Genomic DNA, 21,700 nt, shown 5'->3' with positions numbered 1-21,700 from the left:
TGCAGCAAAGCAATCCCTGAGCGCTGCAATCAGAAAATGGTGTCAGCCACCTTTTTATGACATAAATTAGCCCGCAATGCAACTTATTTCTCTTCTAGTATTTGTTAGCAATCTTATCTTCAATATGTTTATATGGGTCAATAATTTTGTCATATTCATTTTTATGGATTCTTTTTGATTCAAAATCTATCTTTATATCTTTTAGAAATTTCATAAAATCTGGATTTCTTTCAGATAGTTTATTCATCGTTTCCCAATCAAGATTTTCTCTTTTTTTTGCATGAAATAAAACCGATGAAGAGTCAATATCATCAAGATTTAATTTAATAATACCAATTCCAAATGACATTGATAATCTTTCGAGCTCAGATAATAAATCATCATCATTCGCGATACTTGATGCAACCAAATATCCCTCATGTGCCCAAGTTGAATTTGATACGGCTTGAAAAAATGATTCTCTATAATTACTTTTATCAAGTTTTATTTTCAATTCAAATGAAAATAATTTTAAAGAGTTATTATCTGTAATTTTATTAAAATCAAGCAAATCTGTGTTCCAATCATCGATTGGTAAATAAAAGCCAACCATGTCAGGATGTAGCCATTCATTTAAACCTTTTTTTGTAGATTTTTCATGAAATATTGTTTTTGTATAAATATTTCTGCCTCGATTAAATAGCGGATTTGCATTTGCAAAATATGCTAATAGTGGATGTAGTTCTCTTTCATGAAAGGTAGCCTTTGTGGTTGGTGCTTTTTGTTCTTTTTCTTCTATTTTTTCAATAATATTTTTTGGCAACTCATCCTGTTTTAATTTTAAATAGAATCTAGCAGGTCTTTTTCCTACTTTTATAAAAAGTGTTTTTTCGTTATCTCTTGTATCAACAAATAATTGTGCGCCTATAGTACTCCAAGGTGTAGCTCCACGAGATTTTAATTCTTTATCAAGTGCTTGTTTTACTCCTTCATCCCATATTTCCTGTGGGGTTAATGGTATGTCAGATTTTGCTAAAACTTCTTTTGCAAAGTCTTTAAAAGTTATTGCCATATTAATTTTCCTTTTGTATTGCTAACAGCTCTAAAGACTACTTTTTAGCAGCTTTTTATACCGCCAATTATAACTCCGCAATTTACAACCTATTTTTCTAGGATTAGATAGACTTTACTGATAGATTCTTTAGACATATATTGCTCTATCAATAATAAATTTTTTACCTGTTTTACCCATACCGGTACTATCTGCAAGGTCAACAGGCAGTCCAAGAGCTTTGCTTATCTCTGCTTGTATCTCGTGCATGCGTTTTATTGCACCAAAGCCATATTTACTTGCAAATTCAGGTGTAGCCTCAACAAGAATATCTACATCACTCTGTGCATCAGCCTCATCACGAGAGTATGAACCAAAAAGCGCTTTAATTAAAAAACCCTCTTTTTCATAAACTTCTTTAACATTAACAAGATAATTAAGTATTGATTCTTTATTCATGGCTGGATTATAACACGTTAGATATTAGAAAATGGGTGTCAACTGGTATTTTTAATTATTTCCCGCTTGGGGAAATAATATCTACTCTATTACTTTTCTAGCGTTTATAGGCTGGATTGGTCTGTTGTTTTCGTGGTGAAAAATGTCTAAAAACTCTTTTGTCTGCTCTTTAGAGATAGTCGAGTAGTTTTTAAGAACAAGCCATCTGACACCCTCACTACATGGCGGAGTTGTCAATGAACCGTTAAATCTGTAGTAGTCTTTATCTTTTGGCAAAAGCGCATTTACTTCTGCTGCAGGAATACTCAAAGACTCTTTTTCTCCCGCTTTGTGAGGCATTTTAGCCCATACTTTTGCTAAAAACTCATTTTTTGCGCCATCTTCAAACATCAACCCTACAACTGCCAAAGAGCCCTCTTTTGTAGCATGAACGAAGTGACCCTCTAAAGGAAACTCTTTACCGTTGATCTGATTCTCACTTGGCGTGTGAAAGTGGAACTGAACGAGCGGAAACTTAATACCGTCTACAGTTATACTGCTTCCAGCATCAAAATTGACCTGAATCGTATGCCCGTTGTTTATTACCGATGAGATTCCCGTGTTGTAATCAAAACCAATCTTCTCCAAATCTTCCGCTTCAACAGTAACTTCTGAAGTAATATTGATAGGAGACTGGCTTTTACCATCTTTACACATGCTGTAATCTGCAGCCAAATCACCCCAATTCTCTGGTCCCTCATGTCCCGTATATCCCCAGTGAGTTTTACCCCCTGCGCCTAAAAGAGCCGTACTTAAGAGTGCAATTGCTACACCACTTACTAAAATTTTACCTAATCTCATCTGTAACCTTTATAAGAAATTTTTATATGTGAATTGTATCACAAAATTTTTGTTTATATAGAAAAGTTAAAGTTTTTAGCAAATAAAATAATAAAAAATTGACTAAAATACCACATGAATTTAAAAAAAGAGTATGACCTTATAGTTGTCGGCGGAGGGGCTTCTGGGATGATGGCAGCTATTACCGCCGCCAGAGAAAAGAAAAATATTCTTCTTCTTGAAAAGCTCTCACAAATCGGTGCAAAATTAAAAGCTAGCGGCGGGGGACGATGCAATCTCACAAACACTCTCAGCAATGAAGAGTTCATGGCAAAATTCGGTCGTAACGGCAGGTTTATGCAAGATGCCTTAAAAGAGTTCGACCACAAAGATCTTATGCACTTCTTTAAAGAGATTGGTGTTGAGACTCACGCGCCTGACGGCTTTAGAGTCTTTCCTACATCTCACAGCTCACAAACGATTATCAAAGCCCTTATAAATGAGATGCAGCGACTCGGTGTAGAGATTTTAACATCGCAAAAGGTTGAAAAAATTGTTTATGTACAGAACCAAATAGAGGGTGTCAAAACTGAGAAGGAAACCTTTTATGCAAAAAATGTCCTCATTGCGACGGGCGGTCTTGGCTATCCGACTTTAGGAGCCGAGGGAGACGGACATGAGATGGCAAAAGAGTTGGGTCACAAGGTAACCGAACTCTACCCTGCCATGATGCCGCTTTTTGTAAAAGAGGGCTGGGTTGCAAATTGCCGAGCCGATACGATTGCCAAAGTAGAACTGCGAGTCGCTCTGAAAAAACATAGCAAACTAAGAGCACACGGCGATCTCATCTTTACCAAAGGGGGCATAAGAGGTCCTGTAGTTCTTGACGCGGCGAGAGAGTTGACCCCGCTTTTAGACAAATACGGCGAAGTACCTATTTTGGTAAATCTTACAAAAGGGATGAATGAGGAGCAGATTTCAAATCATCTTAAAGAAGTGCTCTCTAAAACCCCGCATATAACTACGCTTGAGCTTTTAAACACGCTTCTCCCACTCCCACTCTCTCAAGAATTGTCTCTTTTAACCCAGACAGAACCGCAAATGAAATATGGAAAGATTACGGGTTTACAAAAAGCAAAACTAACGGCACTGCTTGCTTGGACACCTCTTACGGTTACCGGACATGAAGGCTTCAAGATGGCAATGATAACAAACGGCGGCATCGATTTAAAAGAGATAGACCCAAAAACGATGCAGAGCAAAGTTACAAAAGGTCTCTATTTTTGCGGAGAGATTATGAATCTTGATGGACCCTGCGGAGGGTACAATCTGCAATGGTCATTTGCAAGCGGACATATGGCGGGATTACTTAGAAAAAGTACCTAATGGAAGCAAAGCCGTAAGCTTTTGTCTGCGCTATCATAGCAATCTGCTCCTGTGTCACTATTCCGCCGAGTGCAAAAACTTTGATATTACAAATCTCCAAAAGCTCTCTTAAATCATCTACTCCTTTTGGCTCGCCTTTATCTGGAGTTGTAAAAATTGGACTGTATGTTACGGCATCGGCACCAAGCTCCTGGGCTCTTAAAACCTCTTCATGCGTATGCGTACTAATGATGACCCAAAGACCCATCTTTTTCGCCTCTACGATCTCTTTAAACTGCCTAGATGTAAGATGAACACCGTAAGCACCAAGCCTCTGCGCCAAAGCTATATCTTGATGTAAAAAAGATTTAACATTCTCATATTTTTTACAAAGTGTCACGAAAGAGGAGGCAATTTCACTATAGTTGGGTGCGGATTTGTCGCGGTAAAGAGCATATTGCGGCTGATATTTTTTTATTTGACTACTCAAAACAGTACTAAAATACTCAGAAGTCTCCCCGTAAAATTCTTTGGATGTTATTAAATATTTTTGCATTTTCACAACTTTAAAAGTACCATTTATTTTTGTAAAAAAATTTTCATTTTTTACAATATCTAGAATTATACCTTGTAGCAATTAATAGAGCTATTAGTGACGCCTATGTGACATTTTTCATTAGAGTTTTTTAACTTCGATTCCTATAAACTACCAAACATTAAAGCAAGGGGAAAATTATGGTTGAAACTATTTTAAAAAGAGATGGAACACAAAAAGAGTTTTTATCTTTTAAAATTGAGGATGCGATTAAAAAAGCGTTTAAATCCCAAAATGTTACCTATGACAGTTCAATCTTTTTTAATGTTCTTGATGAACTTAAAGCAAAAAGAGCTGTAGCTGTAGAAGATATTCAAGACCTTATAGAAAAAGAGCTCTACAAAGCAAGATATTTTGACGTTATGCGCTCTTTTATGGTCTACCGCCACACTCACAAAATGCAAAGAGAGCATGAGCTTGATGAAGATACTACATACATAAACTCTACTCGGACCATAGAGGAGTATATCGGAGGAACTGATTGGCGTATAAAAGCCAACTCAAACACCGGTTACTCAAATGCAGGTCTTGTAAACAACACTGCCGGTAAGGTCATTGCAAACTACTGGCTTGACAAAATCTACTCAAAAGAGGAAGGTTATGCTCACCGTAACGGCGACTACCATATTCATGACCTAGATTGTTTAACAGGATATTGTGCGGGATGGAGCCTTAGAGTTCTCTTGGATGAGGGCTTTAACGGAGTTAGAGGAAGAGTTGAGAGCAGCGCACCAAAACATTTTCGCGAAGCACTAGGTCAAATGGCAAACTTTTTGGGAATTCTTCAATCAGAGTGGGCGGGCGCTCAAGCATTCAGCTCATTTGACACATACCTGGCTCCATATGTTTTCAAAGATAAACTGCCGTTTTATGAGATAAAAAAAGCGATTAGAAGTTTTGTCTACAATCTCAATGTACCAGCGCGTTGGGGACAATCTCCTTTTACCAATATTACGATTGACTGGAGTGTTCCTGAGGATTTAAAAGAGCAGACTCCTACATCTATGCAACTTCATCTCTTTAAAAATATTTTAGACAGTGAGCTTGAAGAGATGGCAAAACAAAGAGGTGCTTCATCTCTTGAAGAGATGACATATAAGCATTTTCAACCAGAGATGAACCTTATAAACAGAGCGTATTATGAGATTATGACGGAGGGAGATTTAACGGGGCAGCCCTTTACATTCCCGATTCCTACCGTAAATATTACAGAGGATTTTGACTGGTACGGCGAGAACACGGACATTTTATTTGAAAATACGGCAAAAATAGGCTCATCATATTTTCAAAATTTTATCGGCTCACAATTCAAAAGAGACGAAAACGGAAATTTAGTAGAAAACCCTGAGGCATACAAACCTGGGCATGTGCGTTCAATGTGTTGCCGCTTGCAGTTAGACCTGCGTGAGCTTCTAAAGCGTGGAGGCGGACTCTTCGGTTCAGCCGAGATGACCGGCTCAATCGGTGTTGTTACTATCAATATGGCTCGCTTAGGTTTCCTTCACAAAGGCGACAAAGAGGGTCTCTACAAACGTCTTGATGAACTTATGGAACATGCAAAATCTACTCTGGAGAAGAAGCGCGTATTTATTCAAGAGATGTATGACAGAGGACTTTTTCCATATACAAAAAGATACTTGCCAGGATTTAGAAATCACTTCTCAACCATTGGTGTTAATGGTATGAATGAGATGATTAGAAATTTTACAAGCGATAGCTATGACATAAGTGACAGCAGAGGAATAGAGTCTGCAACTGAGATTCTAAACTACATGAGAGACAAAATGGTAGAGTTCCAAGAGGCTACAGGAAATCTTTATAATCTAGAGGCTACTCCTGCTGAGGGAACTACATACAGATTTGCAAAAGAGGATAAGAAACGCTACGGTGACTCTATCCTCCAAGCGGGAATGGGCGAAAACATCTACTATACAAACTCGTCTCAAATTCCTGTTGATTTAACAAATGACCCATTTGAGGCATTGACTCTTCAAGATGATCTTCAGTGCAAATATACAGGCGGAACGGTTCTTCACTTATACATGCAGGAGAAAATCAGCTCAACAGAGGCTTGCAGAAAACTGGTTAAAAATGTAATAACAAACTTTAGACTGCCGTATATCACGGTTACTCCTCTCTTCTCTGTATGTCCAAAACACGGATATATTGCAGGCGAGCATGAGTATTGTCCAAAGTGTGACGAAGAATTACTTAGCGATATAACTATTGCATCTTAAAAAGGAGGTGAAAAAATGAGTAAAAATGAAGCTTTAACTATGTTAAAAGACAAGAGACAAAAATGTACGGTTTACACAAGAGTTATGGGTTATCATAGACCTGTTGAGAGTTTCAACGTAGGGAAAACCGGTGAGCACAGACAAAGAAAACAGTTCTCTGAGTGCTAAGGTTATTTATGATTTGACATCATTCACCCACTTGGATTATCCCGACCACCTATCTTGTATAGTGTGGTTTAGTGGGTGCAATATGCGATGCGATTACTGCTACAACAAAGATATAGTTTTTGCCAAAGATGGCAAATACAGCTATAAAGACATCCTCGATTTTTTAAAAACAAGAGTAAATCTGCTTGAAGCGGTTGTAATATCCGGCGGAGAAGCATCATCTTACGAACTGGCTCCATTTTGCTCCAAGATAAAAGAGCTTGGCTTTAAGATAAAACTCGATACAAACGGTACAAATTTTATGCATATCAAAGAGCTCGTTGAGCTAAATCTTTTAGATTATGTAGCGCTTGACTATAAAGCACCAGAAACAAAATTCACCCAAATAACGCACTCAAACAAATTTGATGAATTTTCTAAAACTCTCGATTATCTAATAGAGAACGGTATAGAATTTGAAGCAAGAACAACGCTTCATGCAGACCTGCTTGACGCAAATGACATAAACACTATTATGGCTGACTTACAAGAGCGCGGCTACAAGACTCCACTCTACATTCAGGAGTTTTTAGACACGGGCGTAAATATTGCAGGACTTAGTGCTCCAAAGGGCAAGTTTGACAGAACTCTCTTGCATGATACTTTAGAGATCATTTTTAGATAACCTCTAACTTTACTCCGATAAATCTAACGTAACCTCGATTTTTTTGGAGTCTCGCATAAGCGTGACGTTTAGCGAATCTTTGGCAAAAGCAAGCTCTGTTTTAACGTCAGATATACTCTCTACCTTAGTTCCATCAATTGCAACGACTCTATCTTTTGCTTCTATCTTGGCTTTTTGTGCAGGAGAGTCATCAACTAGTTTTTTTACCTCTAAGTTCTCATTTTCTTCAAAATAGATACCGAGTTTTTTTGCTTTTTTTGTAGTTACTGCGGATGGGTAAAGCAGATAATCCGCCACACCAGGTTCCGGATTTGTATAGTTTAGTACTATTATATAATCCGAGACTCCTCTTCTTTTTGCCCTGTCTGGAATTCCGTGACCGTGCATAACATGCCCGTTACCGGCTAATACTGCCATTGAGTACTCAGGATTTTTGTTCATAAACTCTGCCATATTCTTTGCCATTGACTCATCCCAAAGAAGCTGCGCATGATAAAACTCGTCAAAATTTTTAAAACTCTTTGACTCATGCATACCAAAGATGCCTTTTAGCTGCTCCCTATACTTTGAGTTTTCAAAATTAATCGAATCCGGAATCACTTCAAGCTGCTCTTTTGAGAGCGAATCAAAACCTCCATTTACAACTTTTTTTGTAATCTCTCTATCTATATTTAGCGCTACGATAGGTATGCGTTTGGCTTTTGCAAAAAGTATAATCGGACGGTAAAGCTCATAATCATACTTCCATCTCTTAAAATACTCAGTTTTTGCAATCATCTCTTTTTCACTGATTTTTCCCGCTATAAAATCATCAAGATGTTTTTGAAACTGATGCTGAAACATCTCCATTCCAATTGCTAGTTTTGGGTTTTGTTTATACATCGCTTTAATGATTTTGAGCTGATTTAGATGGCTTGAGAACTCTGTATGTTTCTCTCCGATATATACAACCCTGTTTTTTGCTATCTCATCAACAACATCATTTAGATTTTTTGTAGCAGGTTTTATGGCGTAAGAGTCGCCGTTGATATTGTAAACTATCCCCTTTTGAGACTCTTTTGTTGATTTTTCTACAATTTTTTCGCCTTCAAAAACAACTTTGGAGTATTTTCCAAGATGTCTCAACCTATAAAAAATAGATCTTGATAGTTTTTCCATCTCAAAAACTCCAACAACATAAGCACTGTTTAGAGGATTTTTAAACAGCTCTATCTTTGCATCGCCTTGCATCTCAAAAGGAATCGATATTTGGTTTAAAAGAGAGTTTTTCGCACCTAAGATAAATATATTATTAGCTTTAATCTCATCATATTTCACTTCATCGGCATATTTGAAATTCTTAAATATCATTTTAAACTTTGAGAATTTCTCCTCATCTGCTCTATCTATTACAACAATGGCGTTTCCATCAATAATTTTGGAGATGACGGGAGGCGCCTCAAGAGGAGTAAGTCTTCTAAAAAGCTCATAGTTTTCATCTATAACTATTTTTACGGGTTCCATATCCAGTTCAAAATGCTGTTTTTTGCTTTTAAGGTCTATTTTCGTAGTTAGGCACTCTTTATTTGAACAGATTGAAATAGGAATGTACTCAGCCTTATTGTTGCTTAGCATATCAAACTCAAGCAGATATCTATTTTCTATAAACATCAAACTTGTGTTGTTTATAGAGAAGTCCAATGTCCCTTTTTCATAGATCCAATTTTTAAAAAAGGTCTCTAGTTTTTGATTTGAACTCTTCTCGTAAACCTCTCTTAAATTATCATATGTGGCGATTTTAAAAGGGTACTCTTGAAGCAGTATTTTTGTTCCCTCATGAAATGCCCTCTCTCCTATTTTTTGCTCCAGCATATAGAAGAAAAAAGCAGATTTTTCATAGCCTATTGCATTTTTTGAATTTTGCGTTTTATGCTCGAAATCTATCGGCGCTATTTCATTATGTGCGTTTACATAGGAGTCATACTTTATAAGCATATCTTTTCTATAATCAACCTCTTTTTTAGCTTTTTTTGCATAGAGATAGTCGGCATAGTAAGTAGTCATCCCCTCAATCCAATTTCCTTTCTTTGGAGCATAAACATAGTTTCCAAACCACTGATGGGCAATCTCATGTCCCAGTGAACTCTCTAAAACATACTCTTTATCAACAATCTGCTTGCCTATTAGAGTATATGTCGGCATCGAATATCCCGCCGGAAACTGCGTCTCTACGATAGAGAAGTTGTTGTACGGCAAAAACCCGAAGAGATCTCTGTAGAGTTCAAAGTACTCCTCGCTCTTTTTAAAGTACTTCTCCCTCAATTGCTGGTTCTCAGAATAAAAATATGTAGATAACTTCAAGCCGTTTTTTGTGGTTTTAGAGTTTACTTTATAATCTTTTGACGCTATAAGATTTACTCTATCAAGAGGATAATCAAATGTAAAATGAGTAGCACCGTCTTTGATCCTAGTTGTTGTAGCCTCAACAATTGCCGTAATCTCAGGATTTAAAACTACTGTTTCATATTTACACATCATGTCGATTCTTGGATACCAACTCTCAAGCAAAACCACATCTGAATTAACTAAGTCAAACTTATGCGTAAATGATATCTCTACATCTTCGTTTTGATTTTGTTTTACAAGAGTTGGAATATTTTTTTCCACACTAAGCGATGCCCCTTTAATCTCTGATATATTCGCCTTAGTGTCAAGCAGGGAGATTGTTGGATGGTCGGTGGAGATAAGGGCTCTGCCATCAAGCAGACCCTTGTTGATATCTAGATCGACAGTTAGAGTATATTTACACTCATGCGCATAAACAATCGACGTAAAGAGTGACGATAATAGAAGTAATTTTTTCATAATTTGTTGCCCCTTTATATAAGAAAATGTATTTTAACGAGAAAAAGAATACGAATTACAACAACTCAAAATGACCAATATCAAGAGAATTTATTTTAATTATTAGGTAGAATACAGGCATGGAAAACAAGCTAAATAAAAGAGAGCGCTACAAAGCTCAACTAAAACCAATTGAGTACTATAAAGATTTTGATAATATCGATTTTGAGAGCCTAAATGAAGCTGACAGGTTTTATCTTCAAGATTTTGGGATCTTTAACACCAACTTTTTAGAAGATGAGTTTACTATACGCATACGCATTCCCGGCGGAGAGATAAGTGCCCCGAAGTTTCAAGAGATAGCTGACATTGTAGATGAGTATGACTTGACCATTATACTCACGGCAAGATCGGGCATACAGCTTCACGACGTAGATGTTGATGATGTTTTGGAGATTCATAAACGCATAAACGCTCTTGGAGTGACTACATGGCAAAGCTTTGGGGATAATGTTAGAAATATAGTAACAGACCCTTATGACGGGTATGGAGAGCTCTGTGAGATAGAGGCATACCCTATAGTTATGCAGATGCACGACTACATCATCAAAAATCCGCGCTATGTCGGAATGCTTCCTCGCCGCGTATCTGTAGGAATATCCGGTAACCGTACAAACGTAACCTCATTTTTTGCAAACGACATATATTTTGCTTTGGCAAAAAAAGATGGAGTTTTCGGGTTTAATGTCTACATGGGCGGAAAAAATACAGAAGTAGCAAAAAGCGCAGATATCTTTTTGCTAAAAGATGAAGTGTTTGATTTCTTCAAAGCTTTTGTAGAAGCGTTTTATCTTCACGGTTCACGCTTCTCTCGTGCTAAAACTCGCATCTTTCATATGATTGAAGAGATTGGCATGGATGGGCTTAAAGCGCATATCCAAAAAGAGTACAGTAAAGATTTTCAAAGCGAAGGCGAATTGATACTTGAGAAAAAAGAGTTCTCAGAGTTTCATAAACTCAAAGACGGTACCTACGCTTTTTGCTACCAAACCGATTTTTCAAGACTTACTACAAACGAGATAAAAGAGATTGCCGACTTTGCAACGAAAAACAGCCTCAAAATAAGATTTGGAATAGACCAAAACATCTATCTTTTAGGATTAAAAGAGCCCTCCTCCCCTCTAAAATCAAAAGCGCTCAGTGAAACGGTGGTCGCATGTGCAGGAAACCTCTGCCCTTACGCTGTTTGGAGCATTAAAGATGAGACATCTTACCTGCCGCTTGAAAAAATTAATGAGCATCGCATACAGGTAGGTTTTTCAGGGTGTGCAAAGGGTTGTGGCAGACATAGACACACCGACATCGGTCTAATAGGTCTTAAAACGAACAACTTTGGAGATACCGAAGGTGGAGCCAGAATATTTCTCGGCGCTCTACACTCAAACGGAGCATCGGTGGGACGCCAACTCTTCTCGATGGTTCCCTTTGTTCATCTCAATGAGACGGTATCACTTGTCATAAAACTATTTGAACTTAGCGGAGAGAGGGATTTTGAAGAGTATGCAAGCAATGTTTTAATTCACTGCAGCGAAGAGTTTTTATCTTTGTGGGTTTTGGCAAATCTGGAGACAAACAGCACTGTTGCCGTACCTAAACTGGATAGTATGCAAAGTTTCGAGCATGAAAAAGAGTTGCTAAAAAAAGAGTTTTCAACGCTTGATTTCTGGGAGCATGTGAATGAGAATTTTCATGATGCCATAAGCTATCTTAGCAAAAAACTATGGACCATCGAGGGTAAAGACCCACACTATAAGCCAAAAATAGAGAGAACTAACTTTCGTTAAAAGAGAGTTGGTAGCCGACACCTTTTACATTTTTTATCAATTTTTTTGAGATTTTGGCTCTAAATCTTCTAATAAATGTTCTTACTCTCTCATCGCTCACATCTTCGCCCCAGAGGCTCTCTTTTATCTCTATATCATCAACGACTCTGTTTTTACCCTCAAGCAAAAGAGCTAAAAATTTTGCCTCGTTTTTAGAGAGTGCTACATATCTCTCATTTTTATAAAGCGAATTTGTACCTTTGTTAAAAACAAATCCTTCTCCCAGTTTTATAGTTTTTTTTCCTATTTTTGGAGTTATACTCTCTATATACTCCAAAACTTCATCCGGATCAAAAGGCTTTAAGAAGTATTTGTTTATTCCGATGTCTATCGCGCTAAAGAGCTTCTCTTTCTCACTAAATGCACTAAGAATTATGATGGGGGTTTTGGGACTTATCTGCTTTATCTCTTTTGCCATATCAAGCCCCGATAGTCTGGGCATCATAATGTCGGTTATAACAATATCTGGTTTGATTTTTTTAAAAAATTCTACCCCCTCTACTCCATCTGTCGCCACAATAAAACTGTGAAAGTTATCGCCGATTGCTTCTTTTAAAAGCCTTGCGAGATTCTCTTCATCCTCTACAAGCAAAACCTTAATCTCTTTTAACGCTCTGTTTTTCATATTACCTCAATGGAATTTTTATGCTAAATGTCGTAGAGTTTTTTTTACTCTTAACATCGAGAGTTCCGCCAAGCCCCTGCTCGCAAATCATTCTTGACATAAAAAGTCCCAAACCGGTTCCTCGGCTCTTATGTTTTGTCGTAAAATAGGGCTCAAAAATCTTCTCTAGATTCTCTTTAGCTATTCCGCCTGCATTGTCCTGCACCTCTATAACGGCAAAACTGTTCTCTTTTTTTGTCGTGATGGCTATCTCTCTAAGAAGAATACTGTTATGGATAAACGCATCTTTTGAGTTGTTTATAAGATTTATTATGACCTGCGTTAGCTCATTTGTAATCCCCAACACCTCAATATCTTCAAAATCCGTCTTTATTATTATCATCTCATCATTTATCATATTCTCTAAAAGTACAATCGACTCTTGGATGCTCTCGCTTATATTAAAATAGTACTTCTCCTTATCTGGAGAGAAAAAGTTTGTAAAATCATCTATGGTTTCAGACATGTTTTTTATAATATGCTTACTCTCTGCATAAAACTTTGTTACATCATCCTCACTGCCGTTTTGCAGAGCCTTTTTGATGTTAAACATCGCCAAAGAGAGTTCCGTAAGCGGCTGTCTCCACTGATGTGCAATATTTGCAAGCATCTGACCAAGACTTGCATGTCGTGATTGCCAGAACATAACACGCTGCCTCTCCTCATTTTTTGCAATCTCCTCTTGCACACGCTGCTCTAGCGTCTGATTTAACTCTTTTAACTCTCTGGTCTGCTCCTCCACCATCTTCTCTAAACTTCTGTTTAGCTCCTCATACTGAGCCTCTTTTTTCAATAGCTCTTCTCTTAAGAGCATCTCTTTAGTTGCGTCGTATCTTATAGCTATATATTCGACTATTTTTTGGCTCTCATCAAGAATCGGGATTATTGTCGTATTTACGTAGAATGTGCTGCCGTCTTTTGCAAGGTTTTTAACGGTAGCTTTATATATGTTTTTGTTTTTTATAGTCTCCCAAAGAAGTTCAAATTTTTTGCTATCTACATCAGGGTGTCTTACAATGTTGTGGTTTTTGCCAAGAAGCTCATCTTTTGAGTATCCGCTGATTTCACAAAACTCATCATTTACAAATGTGATTATTCCATTTACATCCGTTTTTGAGATTATATTGCTCTTCTCAATCGCCTCTTTATACTGTTTTAACATGCAGCACTACTTTAACTCACTCCAGTTATCTCCGATATTCATGCTTGTCTTTAGAGGAATACCCAGCTCCATTATGCTCTCCATAATCTCTTTAAATCTCTCTCCCAAAGAGTCGGCTTTTTCTTCATCTACCTCAAAAATAAGCTCATCATGTATCTGAAGAAGCATCTTTGCATCAAGTTTTTCATCCTCGATTACTCTGTGAATCTTATTCATACTCAGTTTTATAAGGTCACTTGCACTCCCCTGAAAAACCGTGTTTACAGACTCTCTCTCATAAGCTGCCCTAAACATCGGCGAAGCATTTTTATAGTCAAAGTATCTTCTGCGCCCCAAAAGAGTCTCTACATATCCCATCTCTTTTGAATCTTCGACTATTTGGCGGAAATAGGCTCTGACACTCGGAAAGCTGTTAAAGTACTTCTCTATTATCTCTTTTGCCTCTTTTGTAGTTATGTCAAGAGTCTCGGATAGTTTTTTCTGCCCCATGCCGTAAAGAAGCCCGAAGTTTACGGTTTTTGCAATGTTTCTTTTTGCATCTGCTTCATCCTCGCCAAAAAGAGCGACCGCTGTTTGGCGGTGTATATCTTTGTCGCTCTTAAACGCATCCACCAAAACTTTATCTTTAGTAAAGTGCGCAAGAAGTCTAAGCTCAATCTGGGAGTAGTCTATGCCGATAAGCTTTTTACCCTTTGGCGCAACAAACGCTTCTCTTATTTTTGTGCCCAATTTTGTTCTTGTAGGAATATTCTGCAAGTTTGGATTTTTTGAGCTAAGTCTTCCCGTTGCAGTTCCGGTATGTACGAAAGAGGTGTGGATACGCCCCTCTTTATCCTCGCGACTCAGCTTTATAAGAGGCTCTATATAGGTTGAGAAAAGCTTATATACTTCACGATACTCCAAAAGATGAGGAATTATCTCATGTTCATCTTTTAGTGAACTTAGAACCTGCTCATTTGTCGAGTATCCGGTTTTTGTTTTTTTGCCGGTAGGAAGACCCAAGTTCTCAAAAAGTACAACACCGAGCTGCTGCGTGGAGTTGATGTTGAACTCTCTATTTGCCAAAGCGTAAATCTTGCCTGTCAACTCATTTAGAGTCTCTTTTACCTCAACTAAAAACTTCTCTAAAAATGCACTATCAAGAGCTATGCCCTCTCTCTCCATTTTAAGAAGCGTTCCAATAAAAGGAAACTCAACCTCTGTTGCCTCTTTTATAAGATGTTTCGCACCCTGAAGGGAGAGTTTTTCTAAAAGCAGATGGTAAAGCTTAAGAGTTATCACGGCATCTTCGGCAGCATAGTTACACGCATCTTCAAGCGCAACGCCTGCAAATGTCTCACCCTTTTTTACCGTCTCTTTAAAAGAGAGCATCTGATGCCCTAAAAGCTTGTCAGAGAGCTTGTCGAGAGAGAGCGCTCCTTCGGGGTCTACAAGCCAAGCAAGTATCATCGAGTCGGCAAAAATCTCTAATTTGCTCTCTTGCAAGAATCTACAGACAAAATGTAGATCAAACTTTATATTATGCCCGACTACATGTGACTCAAATATCTTTCTTATAGCCTTTAGGGCATCATCACGACTTATCTGCTGGGGCACTCCAAGGTAAAAATGGGCAATCGGAACATAGAACCCTTCGTTATTATTAAAACTAAAGCTAAAGCCGACCAAAGAGTCATTCTCATAATCAAGCCCCGTAGTCTCCGTGTCAAAAGCGACAATCGTCTCTTTATCCAGTACATTCAATACTCTGTGAAGTTCTTTTGCGTCCGTGATAAGAGTTGTTTTAAAGTCTAGTTTTTTGTCGTTTTGTATTTGAGTCTCTATCTTTGCAACCGCTTTTTGGTGCGTCTCATCACTCACCATATTTTTTGCCTGCAGAGTTCTTAGTATTGAATTTTGCTCATATTTTACAAGTTCGTCATATATATTTAAAAAAGGGTGTTTTACATCCATCTTATAATCTTGGAAATCAAAGCTCTCTAACACATCGTCTCTTAGAGTTACAAGCTCTCTTGATCTGTAGGCATCTGCTTTAAACTCTATGAGCTTTTTCTGAATACCGGGAGGTTTTACTTCATCTATATTTGCATAGATGTTCTCAAGAGTTTTATACTCTACTAGAAGCTTCTCGGCTCCGACTTTTCCTATCCCTCTAACACCGGGGATATTATCCGCCGAATCGCCCAAAATTGCCTGATAATCTATAAACTGTTTTGGAGATATGCCGTATTTTTCTAGACATGCATCCTCATCCATCACTTTTTTCTTTATAGCATCAACCAAAACAACTTTGCCGTCATCTATAAGCTGAAAGAGGTCTTTGTCATGTGAGACTATTCTTACATTGTAGCCCTTCTCTTTGGCAAAGTGCACGACGGTAGCGATTATATCATCCGCTTCATACCCCGCGCGTCCTAGCGTTTTGTAGCCCATCTTGTTTATCCACTCAATAGCGATTGGCAGCTGCATCATAAGCTCTTCCGGAGGAGCGACTCTGTGTGCTTTATAGTTTGCATCTATCTCATTTCTAAAAGTAGAACCTTTAGAGTCTATTGCAAAGATAAGGTAATCGCTGTCATGCTGTTTTTGAAGTGTAGAGATGAAGTTTGTAAAACCGGTCAAGAGTCCTGTAGGAAAACCCTGAGCATTTTTAAGATATTGCGGAAGTGCATAAAAACTGCGAAAGAAAAAACCAAACGTATCAATTATAGTAACTGTTTTACTCATTCCTCTGGTTTATCCGTAAACTGAGAGATAGCCTCTTGTAAGATGGCAATATCATAACCTGCATCTGCAGCTTTTTTGAGTCCGAAATTGATAGAGATATCAGAAAATGGCTTGTTAACAGGCACTATTGTTTTTACTATGTTTAGAGCCGCTGAATACTCTTTTATATTATCGGGAGCTGCCGAAGGATTGTCGGAGTATTTAATCATCTCTATAAAATTGGAGTCAAATCCCCAATGTTTAAAGACCAGCGCAGTCACTTCTGCGGATGTTGCATCAGAGTAAGCTTTCTCAACCACAGCAATATTATTAGAGTTTTCAATTTCACTCGCAAAGCTAATTGCTTCATCATTTTGAATAACTTCGCTGGCGATGAGAATTTTCCCCGTCTCTTGCAAAAAAGCAGCAAGGTAGAGCTCTTCTGCTTTATGTCTGTCTATTTTTCTATACCAGCTAAACATCAATGCTGCTTGAAGTGAAGATGTTTTTGCAAACTCTTCAGATGTTATACGGTATGGCTGCATATCCACATTTAAAAGTTTTTTGATTGAGTTTCCTACCGCTATGGAGCGGGTCATATTCATTCCAAAAAGACTTACCGCCTGAGCGGCATTTTTAATCTCTTTACCAAATCCGTAAAGCGGGGAATTTGCTATTTTAAGGATATTGGCAATAACCATAGGGTCATGCTCTATGACTTTTGCCATCTCTTTTATAGTCGAATTCTCATCGGCATAAATTTTGTTTATCTCTATAATCGTAGTAGAGAGAGGAGGAAGTGATTTTATGCTATCAATAATTGAACTCTTCAAAGTTGATACCCTTTTTTTAACACTTATTATAGCAGTTTAAATATAAAATTTATTTACTATGGCACTCTGTTAGTGTTTTTTCAGCTCTGACAATATAGTCATACCCGTCGTAAAGAGTATATATACCATAAACAATTACCGCAAAAGAGGATAGACTCATCATCATATTTCTAAAGTTTGTAGCACTTGAGAGCGATGCCAAAAATCCAAGCGAAAACATTGCAGGAATTGTACTTAGACCAAATATTGCCATAACCATAGCGCCATAAAGAGGGCTTGCCGTACTTGCCGCTGTTATAGCGAAAAAGTAGACAAATCCACACGGCAAAAGACCGTTTAACATGCCAAGAGTAAAAAAGCTAAAATTTGATTTGGAGTTTAAAACTCTTTTAAACATATCTTTATAGAACGGTGATGATGAAAATGAGTGTTCAATGAGGGTAAGAAACTTAATCTTGCCCATTAAAGAGAGACCTGCCAAGACCATAGCTATACCTGCGACAATAAGCAATATGCCATTTGCCGTATTGCTAAAGGTCACAACACCGCCAAGTGTCCCAAAAATCGCACCCAAAATAGAGTAGGTAAAAACCCTTCCAAACGAGTAGAGCAGATGCGCCGTGGATTGTGAGACTTTTGAGCTTTTAGGGTCAATTTTTATGGTCGAATATGCTAAAACAATGCCGCCGCACATCCCAATGCAGTGTCCAAACGAACCCAAAAAAGCGATGCTTATAATGCTTAAGATATTTACCGTTTCCATTCTCTTTTACTGTTTTCCTAAAAGTTGTTTTCTAATCGCAGGATTTTGCAAGGTCTCGCCTCTTAAAACTCTCAGACGCATTGTATCAAAATCGATAAACTTTTCTTCTCTTTTTTCATAAGCACCAAAACCGTACCTCATCGGAGTTTCATCAGTTTGTGAGTAAAAAGCCTCTCTAGCGTCTATCCATTTCTTTGTGTCTCTGCTCATCACCCAGATTTTTGCACTATCTCTAAACTCTTTATCTTCGAGCCATTTAACAAATCCGCCGTGGTCATGAAAAAACCAACTCTTTCCGCTTTTTATAATAACCTGAGAGGCGTCTTTTAGCTCATCAATAACCATACCGCAATCAGCATCTTGATATACTCCGACTTGCATTTCAATTGGAATCTGTTTGATATTTCCATCTTTCACGACAACCATTTTCTTGGATACACCCAAAGAAAAAAAGATTATTACAATTAACACAACTAACATCAAAACTAAATATAAAGGGATAATTTTTTTCATCACAAGCCTTCTATCTTAAATAAAAATAAATTTTACACTCTTTTTGTTACATTTGTGCTAATTTTAAAGGGAAGCTCATCTTCTTTTTTTTCCTTTACCCAAGTCATCATAGAACAAAAATTTTTCCAAATCTTTTTTCAGATCTAAATCCAGACTATCCCAGATCTTTTTCTTTCTCTCATATCTTGGCATATCTTCTTCTTTGCTTTTTTTAATATCTCTTATAAGATAGTGATAGCGCACTATCCGCTTCGTATACTCACTTATAAAGGACCAATTTTTGATTATTTCGTAGCTTCTCTCTTCGTGGTCGCTAAAGCTATACTCGCCGAACTCTGCATCCTCATCATCCTTTTTATAAGCACAAATCGGCTTGCCTATATCGTGAAGAACTCCGGCTGCAAAAAACCTAAACTCTCCATCTTTTAAGATATAGTATAAAACACGAAGCGTATGGAGTAAAACTCCATGCTGATGCCACTTGTTTTGCACGAAAAAAAGCGACTCCCAAAAAGCTCTGGAGAAAAAACTGTTTTTTACTCTGTTCATAAGCTCTCCCTTGCCATCGGGTGACACACTTCAACAGTCTCTTTGAGATCTTGTTTCTGAATATGCGTATATATTTGCGTGGTTAAAAGAGAGGCATGTCCCAAGAGTTCCTGAACTACACGCAAATCTGCTCCCCCTGATATTAGTGAAGTAGCATAGGAGTGACGCAAAATATGCGGTGATACTCCCAAATATTTTTGAGTGGTTTTATATGCAGATATACGGCTAAGTCTCCCGCCCTTGTAGTTGGACCAGACAAATCCGTCATCTCTTTTCTTCTCATCCAAGTAACTCTGCAGGGCTTTAATGGCAACTTTTGCTATGGGAACCATACGCTCCCTCTCGCCTTTTGCATGCCTGACGCGAAGCCACTCGCCCTCAATATCCTCTCTTTTTAGAGCCAGACATTCGCTTATCCTTGTGCCCGTAGCGTATAAAAAAAGAATCAGCGCATAATCCCGAACTCCGCTAAGAGTGGTTCTGTCTATAAGAGTTAACCCGTTTTGAATCTCGGCAAATGAGAGAAATTTTGGAAGAAGTTTTGGTATTTTTGAGAATTTTAGTTTAGTTTTTTCATCTGAAAATCGGTTTTTATAGCAAAAATCGAAAAAGGCGTTTACCGAAGAGAGTTTTCGATTGAGCGTTCTTTTGTTTTTGTATACACCAAGAGCGCTAAAGAGCAGCGCGGAGTCTAGCGCTATAAGCGGCTTGCCAAGAGTCTCTTCAAGAGCATTTAAGTCGCTTCTGTACGCCTCAACACTCTTTTTACTAAGAGCCTTTATAACACTTATATACTCTATAAAAGCCTCTAGCTCATTTGACATCGCTTACTCTACCGAGATATACTCATCGCCCACAAAGAAAATTTTTCCATCAATATAGACATATCCATCATCTATGCTTACTTCATAAACGGCATGCTCAGATAAATCTTTTGAAAGCTCTATTATATAGCCCTCTTTTTCTAAAGCGTACAGCTTCTGATTGTGAACTATCATTCCTAAGAAGTGTGCAAATGGAAACTTTGCCGACGCATTTTTTTGCAGATCTGAATTTAGGGATATTATCTCGCCCTGCTTTGTTGCTATATAGATATTTTTATCATCAGAGACAACATCTCTTATGTCAAAATCAGTTCTGATCTCTTTTTCTCCCAGAGAGAGTATTTTGTGTCCTGTAGCGGCAATGATTTTGTTGTCTAAAAGATTGAAATATATAATATTGTTAAAGTGCTCTTCGGAACTCACGATTACCGTTCTTAACTTTTTCTTGGTTTGTGAGTTTATAATAACTACTTTTCCATCAAGTGTTGAGAAGAGAACTAAATCATCCTTTATAGAAGGTTTTACAATCTTTGAATTTACCACTATCGGGGCATCGCCCTGCTCTTTTAACAGAAGTGATTTATCGGCTATGGAGTAAAGTGCCATCTCATTGCTTGCAAAAAGAACTGCTAGAAGGTCATCTTTTATGCCTGCCGTTGCTATCGTTCTTTTTAAATTAAACTTCTCAACCATTTTGTTATCGGTAGCGTATTGAAGTGTTAGATTGCCGTCGATGTCCGCGCTCATTACCCACCCGTCGCTGTAACCCAAAAGCTTTTGATCCTCGGGAATTATAACATCAAGGACTCTGCCTTTTGCCAGAACCTTTCTATCCTCTACGAGTGCCGCTTCAGAGGCGACTCCTTCGATAGTTACGTCACTGCCTCCGCAATACTCCCAATCATCTTTGACCTCCGCAGGTTTAAAAACCTCTTTGGAGCTACATGCGCTAAAAGCAAATAGTAAAGATGCAATTATTGCTATATGTAAAATTTTCAAAATATTAATTCACTCCATAATGCTTAAGAACAGATACCAACTCATTTAAAGATGACTCTGCTGAGACTTTTGAGAGAACCGCTCTTGCTTTATCCGCCTTGTTTTCATTCAGTAGCATTACCGCACTCTTTACCAGTGCAAGGTCTCTGTATATTGCATTTTGTTTTGATGCATACTCTTCAAGAGAAGCAGCATCCTGTGCCAATTCATACTTTGCCAAATCAGTTATAATCATGGCATCTGAGCTCTTCAAGCCCTTAAGCAGCTCAATATCACTGTTGGCTATAGCTTGTGAGTATAGCCATACGTCATGTAGGTTTGGACTTAATTTTTTAAGCTCTGAAAGGGCAGCGGCGTCACTCGGGTCTGACTGTAACTTCAAAAGCACCGCATTTGCAGCTGAAACCTTACCCTCTTCATTTATGTTATATGCGATATTTGCTCCTACTACCAGAACTATTGCAACAACTGAAGCTATCATAATGTTTTTATATTTTTTTACAAACTTCTCAGTCATGACCGCTTTTTCAAAAAACTTCTCTTCGGAGTTTAACTCCTCTTTTACCATGTTTATATTCTCTTTTAAGCTCAAAAATATTCCTTTTTAATTAACAATTTTCCAAAAGTTCAAAATAATATCGCAT

The 21,700-nt window shown here is 37.8% G+C and carries 18 protein-coding genes and 1 pseudogene; 4 read left to right on the top strand and 15 right to left on the bottom strand.

Translation table 11 applies throughout. The features are described 5' to 3' along the window. Window positions 1-94: 94 nt before the first annotated feature. The 3 genes from IBX42_RS00775 to IBX42_RS00765 form a co-directional block, all read right to left on the bottom strand. Window positions 95-1,051 carry an HTH domain-containing protein gene (locus IBX42_RS00775; RefSeq protein WP_294927310.1) on the bottom strand — a complete coding sequence of 319 codons (957 nt, stop codon included), beginning with the start codon at window positions 1,049-1,051 and terminating at the stop codon, window positions 95-97. Window positions 1,052-1,180: 129 nt separating this feature from the next. Next, window positions 1,181-1,489: a nucleotidyltransferase domain-containing protein gene (locus tag IBX42_RS00770; RefSeq protein ID WP_294927307.1), complete on the bottom strand. Its 309-nt coding sequence runs from the start codon at window positions 1,487-1,489 to the stop codon at window positions 1,181-1,183. An 81-nt stretch (window positions 1,490-1,570) separates the two neighbouring features. Further along, window positions 1,571-2,329 carry a carbonic anhydrase family protein gene (locus IBX42_RS00765; protein ID WP_294927304.1) on the bottom strand — a complete coding sequence of 253 codons (759 nt, stop codon included), beginning with the start codon at window positions 2,327-2,329 and terminating at the stop codon, window positions 1,571-1,573. A 114-nt stretch (window positions 2,330-2,443) separates the two neighbouring features. Here IBX42_RS00765 and IBX42_RS00760 point away from each other — a divergent pair, with 114 nt between their 5' ends. Next, a complete protein-coding gene (locus tag IBX42_RS00760; protein ID WP_294927301.1) occupies window positions 2,444-3,694 on the top strand; it encodes an NAD(P)/FAD-dependent oxidoreductase in 1,251 nt (416 codons plus the stop codon). Here the strand turns inward: IBX42_RS00760 and IBX42_RS00755 are convergent. Beyond that, window positions 3,678-4,229: a thiamine phosphate synthase gene (locus IBX42_RS00755; RefSeq protein WP_294927298.1), complete on the bottom strand. Its 552-nt coding sequence runs from the start codon at window positions 4,227-4,229 to the stop codon at window positions 3,678-3,680. The two genes, IBX42_RS00760 and IBX42_RS00755, sit on opposite strands and share 17 nt — an antisense overlap. Before the next feature lie 179 nt (window positions 4,230-4,408). Here IBX42_RS00755 and IBX42_RS00750 point away from each other — a divergent pair. Then, window positions 4,409-6,673, top strand: a pseudogene (locus IBX42_RS00750) (ribonucleoside triphosphate reductase). Continuing rightward, on the top strand, window positions 6,636-7,337 hold the full coding sequence (locus tag IBX42_RS00745) for an anaerobic ribonucleoside-triphosphate reductase activating protein (RefSeq protein WP_294927295.1): 702 nt from the start codon (window positions 6,636-6,638) through the stop codon (window positions 7,335-7,337). The pseudogene IBX42_RS00750 and the gene IBX42_RS00745 overlap by 38 nt, the downstream one beginning before the upstream one ends. A 9-nt stretch (window positions 7,338-7,346) precedes the next feature. On the opposite strand, the gene IBX42_RS00740 is transcribed toward IBX42_RS00745, so the two are convergent. Beyond that, a complete protein-coding gene (locus IBX42_RS00740; protein WP_294927292.1) occupies window positions 7,347-10,181 on the bottom strand; it encodes a ChaN family lipoprotein in 2,835 nt (944 codons plus the stop codon). A gap of 119 nt (window positions 10,182-10,300) precedes the next feature. Between IBX42_RS00740 and IBX42_RS00735 the strand changes: the two genes are divergently transcribed. Further along, window positions 10,301-12,004 (top strand): nitrite/sulfite reductase, encoded by a 1,704-nt coding sequence (locus IBX42_RS00735; RefSeq protein ID WP_294927289.1) that lies wholly within the window; start codon window positions 10,301-10,303, stop codon window positions 12,002-12,004. Here the strand turns inward: IBX42_RS00735 and IBX42_RS00730 are convergent. From IBX42_RS00730 to IBX42_RS00685, 10 genes are all read right to left on the bottom strand, one after another. After that, on the bottom strand, window positions 11,991-12,668 hold the full coding sequence (locus IBX42_RS00730) for a response regulator transcription factor (RefSeq protein ID WP_294927286.1): 678 nt from the start codon (window positions 12,666-12,668) through the stop codon (window positions 11,991-11,993). The two genes, IBX42_RS00735 and IBX42_RS00730, sit on opposite strands and share 14 nt — an antisense overlap. Window position 12,669: 1 nt before the next feature. Then, window positions 12,670-13,869 (bottom strand): PAS domain S-box protein, encoded by a 1,200-nt coding sequence (locus IBX42_RS00725; protein WP_294927283.1) that lies wholly within the window; start codon window positions 13,867-13,869, stop codon window positions 12,670-12,672. Between the two features lie 6 nt (window positions 13,870-13,875). Further along, complete coding sequence (gene polA, locus IBX42_RS00720) at window positions 13,876-16,596, bottom strand: DNA polymerase I (protein ID WP_294927280.1); 2,721 nt, start codon at window positions 16,594-16,596, stop codon at window positions 13,876-13,878. After that, window positions 16,593-17,408 carry an HDOD domain-containing protein gene (locus tag IBX42_RS00715; protein WP_294927277.1) on the bottom strand — a complete coding sequence of 272 codons (816 nt, stop codon included), beginning with the start codon at window positions 17,406-17,408 and terminating at the stop codon, window positions 16,593-16,595. Before IBX42_RS00715 ends, polA begins: the two co-directional genes overlap by 4 nt. Before the next feature lie 49 nt (window positions 17,409-17,457). Beyond that, window positions 17,458-18,171 (bottom strand): sulfite exporter TauE/SafE family protein, encoded by a 714-nt coding sequence (locus IBX42_RS00710; protein ID WP_294927274.1) that lies wholly within the window; start codon window positions 18,169-18,171, stop codon window positions 17,458-17,460. Between the two features lie 6 nt (window positions 18,172-18,177). Next, complete coding sequence (locus IBX42_RS00705) at window positions 18,178-18,684, bottom strand: hypothetical protein (RefSeq protein ID WP_294927271.1); 507 nt, start codon at window positions 18,682-18,684, stop codon at window positions 18,178-18,180. A 75-nt stretch (window positions 18,685-18,759) separates the two neighbouring features. Then, the gene (locus IBX42_RS00700; protein WP_294927268.1) at window positions 18,760-19,233 is read right to left on the bottom strand and encodes an HD domain-containing protein; all 474 of its coding nucleotides are present in this window, start codon (window positions 19,231-19,233) and stop codon (window positions 18,760-18,762) included. Next, window positions 19,230-20,057, bottom strand: coding sequence for a tyrosine-type recombinase/integrase (locus IBX42_RS00695; RefSeq protein WP_294927265.1), 828 nt, complete (start codon window positions 20,055-20,057; stop codon window positions 19,230-19,232). The genes IBX42_RS00700 and IBX42_RS00695 overlap by 4 nt, the downstream gene beginning before the upstream one ends. 3 nt (window positions 20,058-20,060) lie before the next feature. After that, the gene (locus IBX42_RS00690; RefSeq protein ID WP_294927262.1) at window positions 20,061-21,056 is read right to left on the bottom strand and encodes a hypothetical protein; all 996 of its coding nucleotides are present in this window, start codon (window positions 21,054-21,056) and stop codon (window positions 20,061-20,063) included. Window positions 21,057-21,060: 4 nt separating this feature from the next. Next, window positions 21,061-21,648, bottom strand: coding sequence for a hypothetical protein (locus IBX42_RS00685; protein ID WP_294927259.1), 588 nt, complete (start codon window positions 21,646-21,648; stop codon window positions 21,061-21,063). Window positions 21,649-21,700 lie beyond the last annotated feature (52 nt).

It is taken from the genome of Sulfurimonas sp., assembly GCF_014859695.1.
GTDB lineage: Bacteria > Campylobacterota > Campylobacteria > Campylobacterales > Sulfurimonadaceae > Sulfurimonas.
This window is presented reverse-complemented; position numbering and strand designations above follow the sequence as displayed.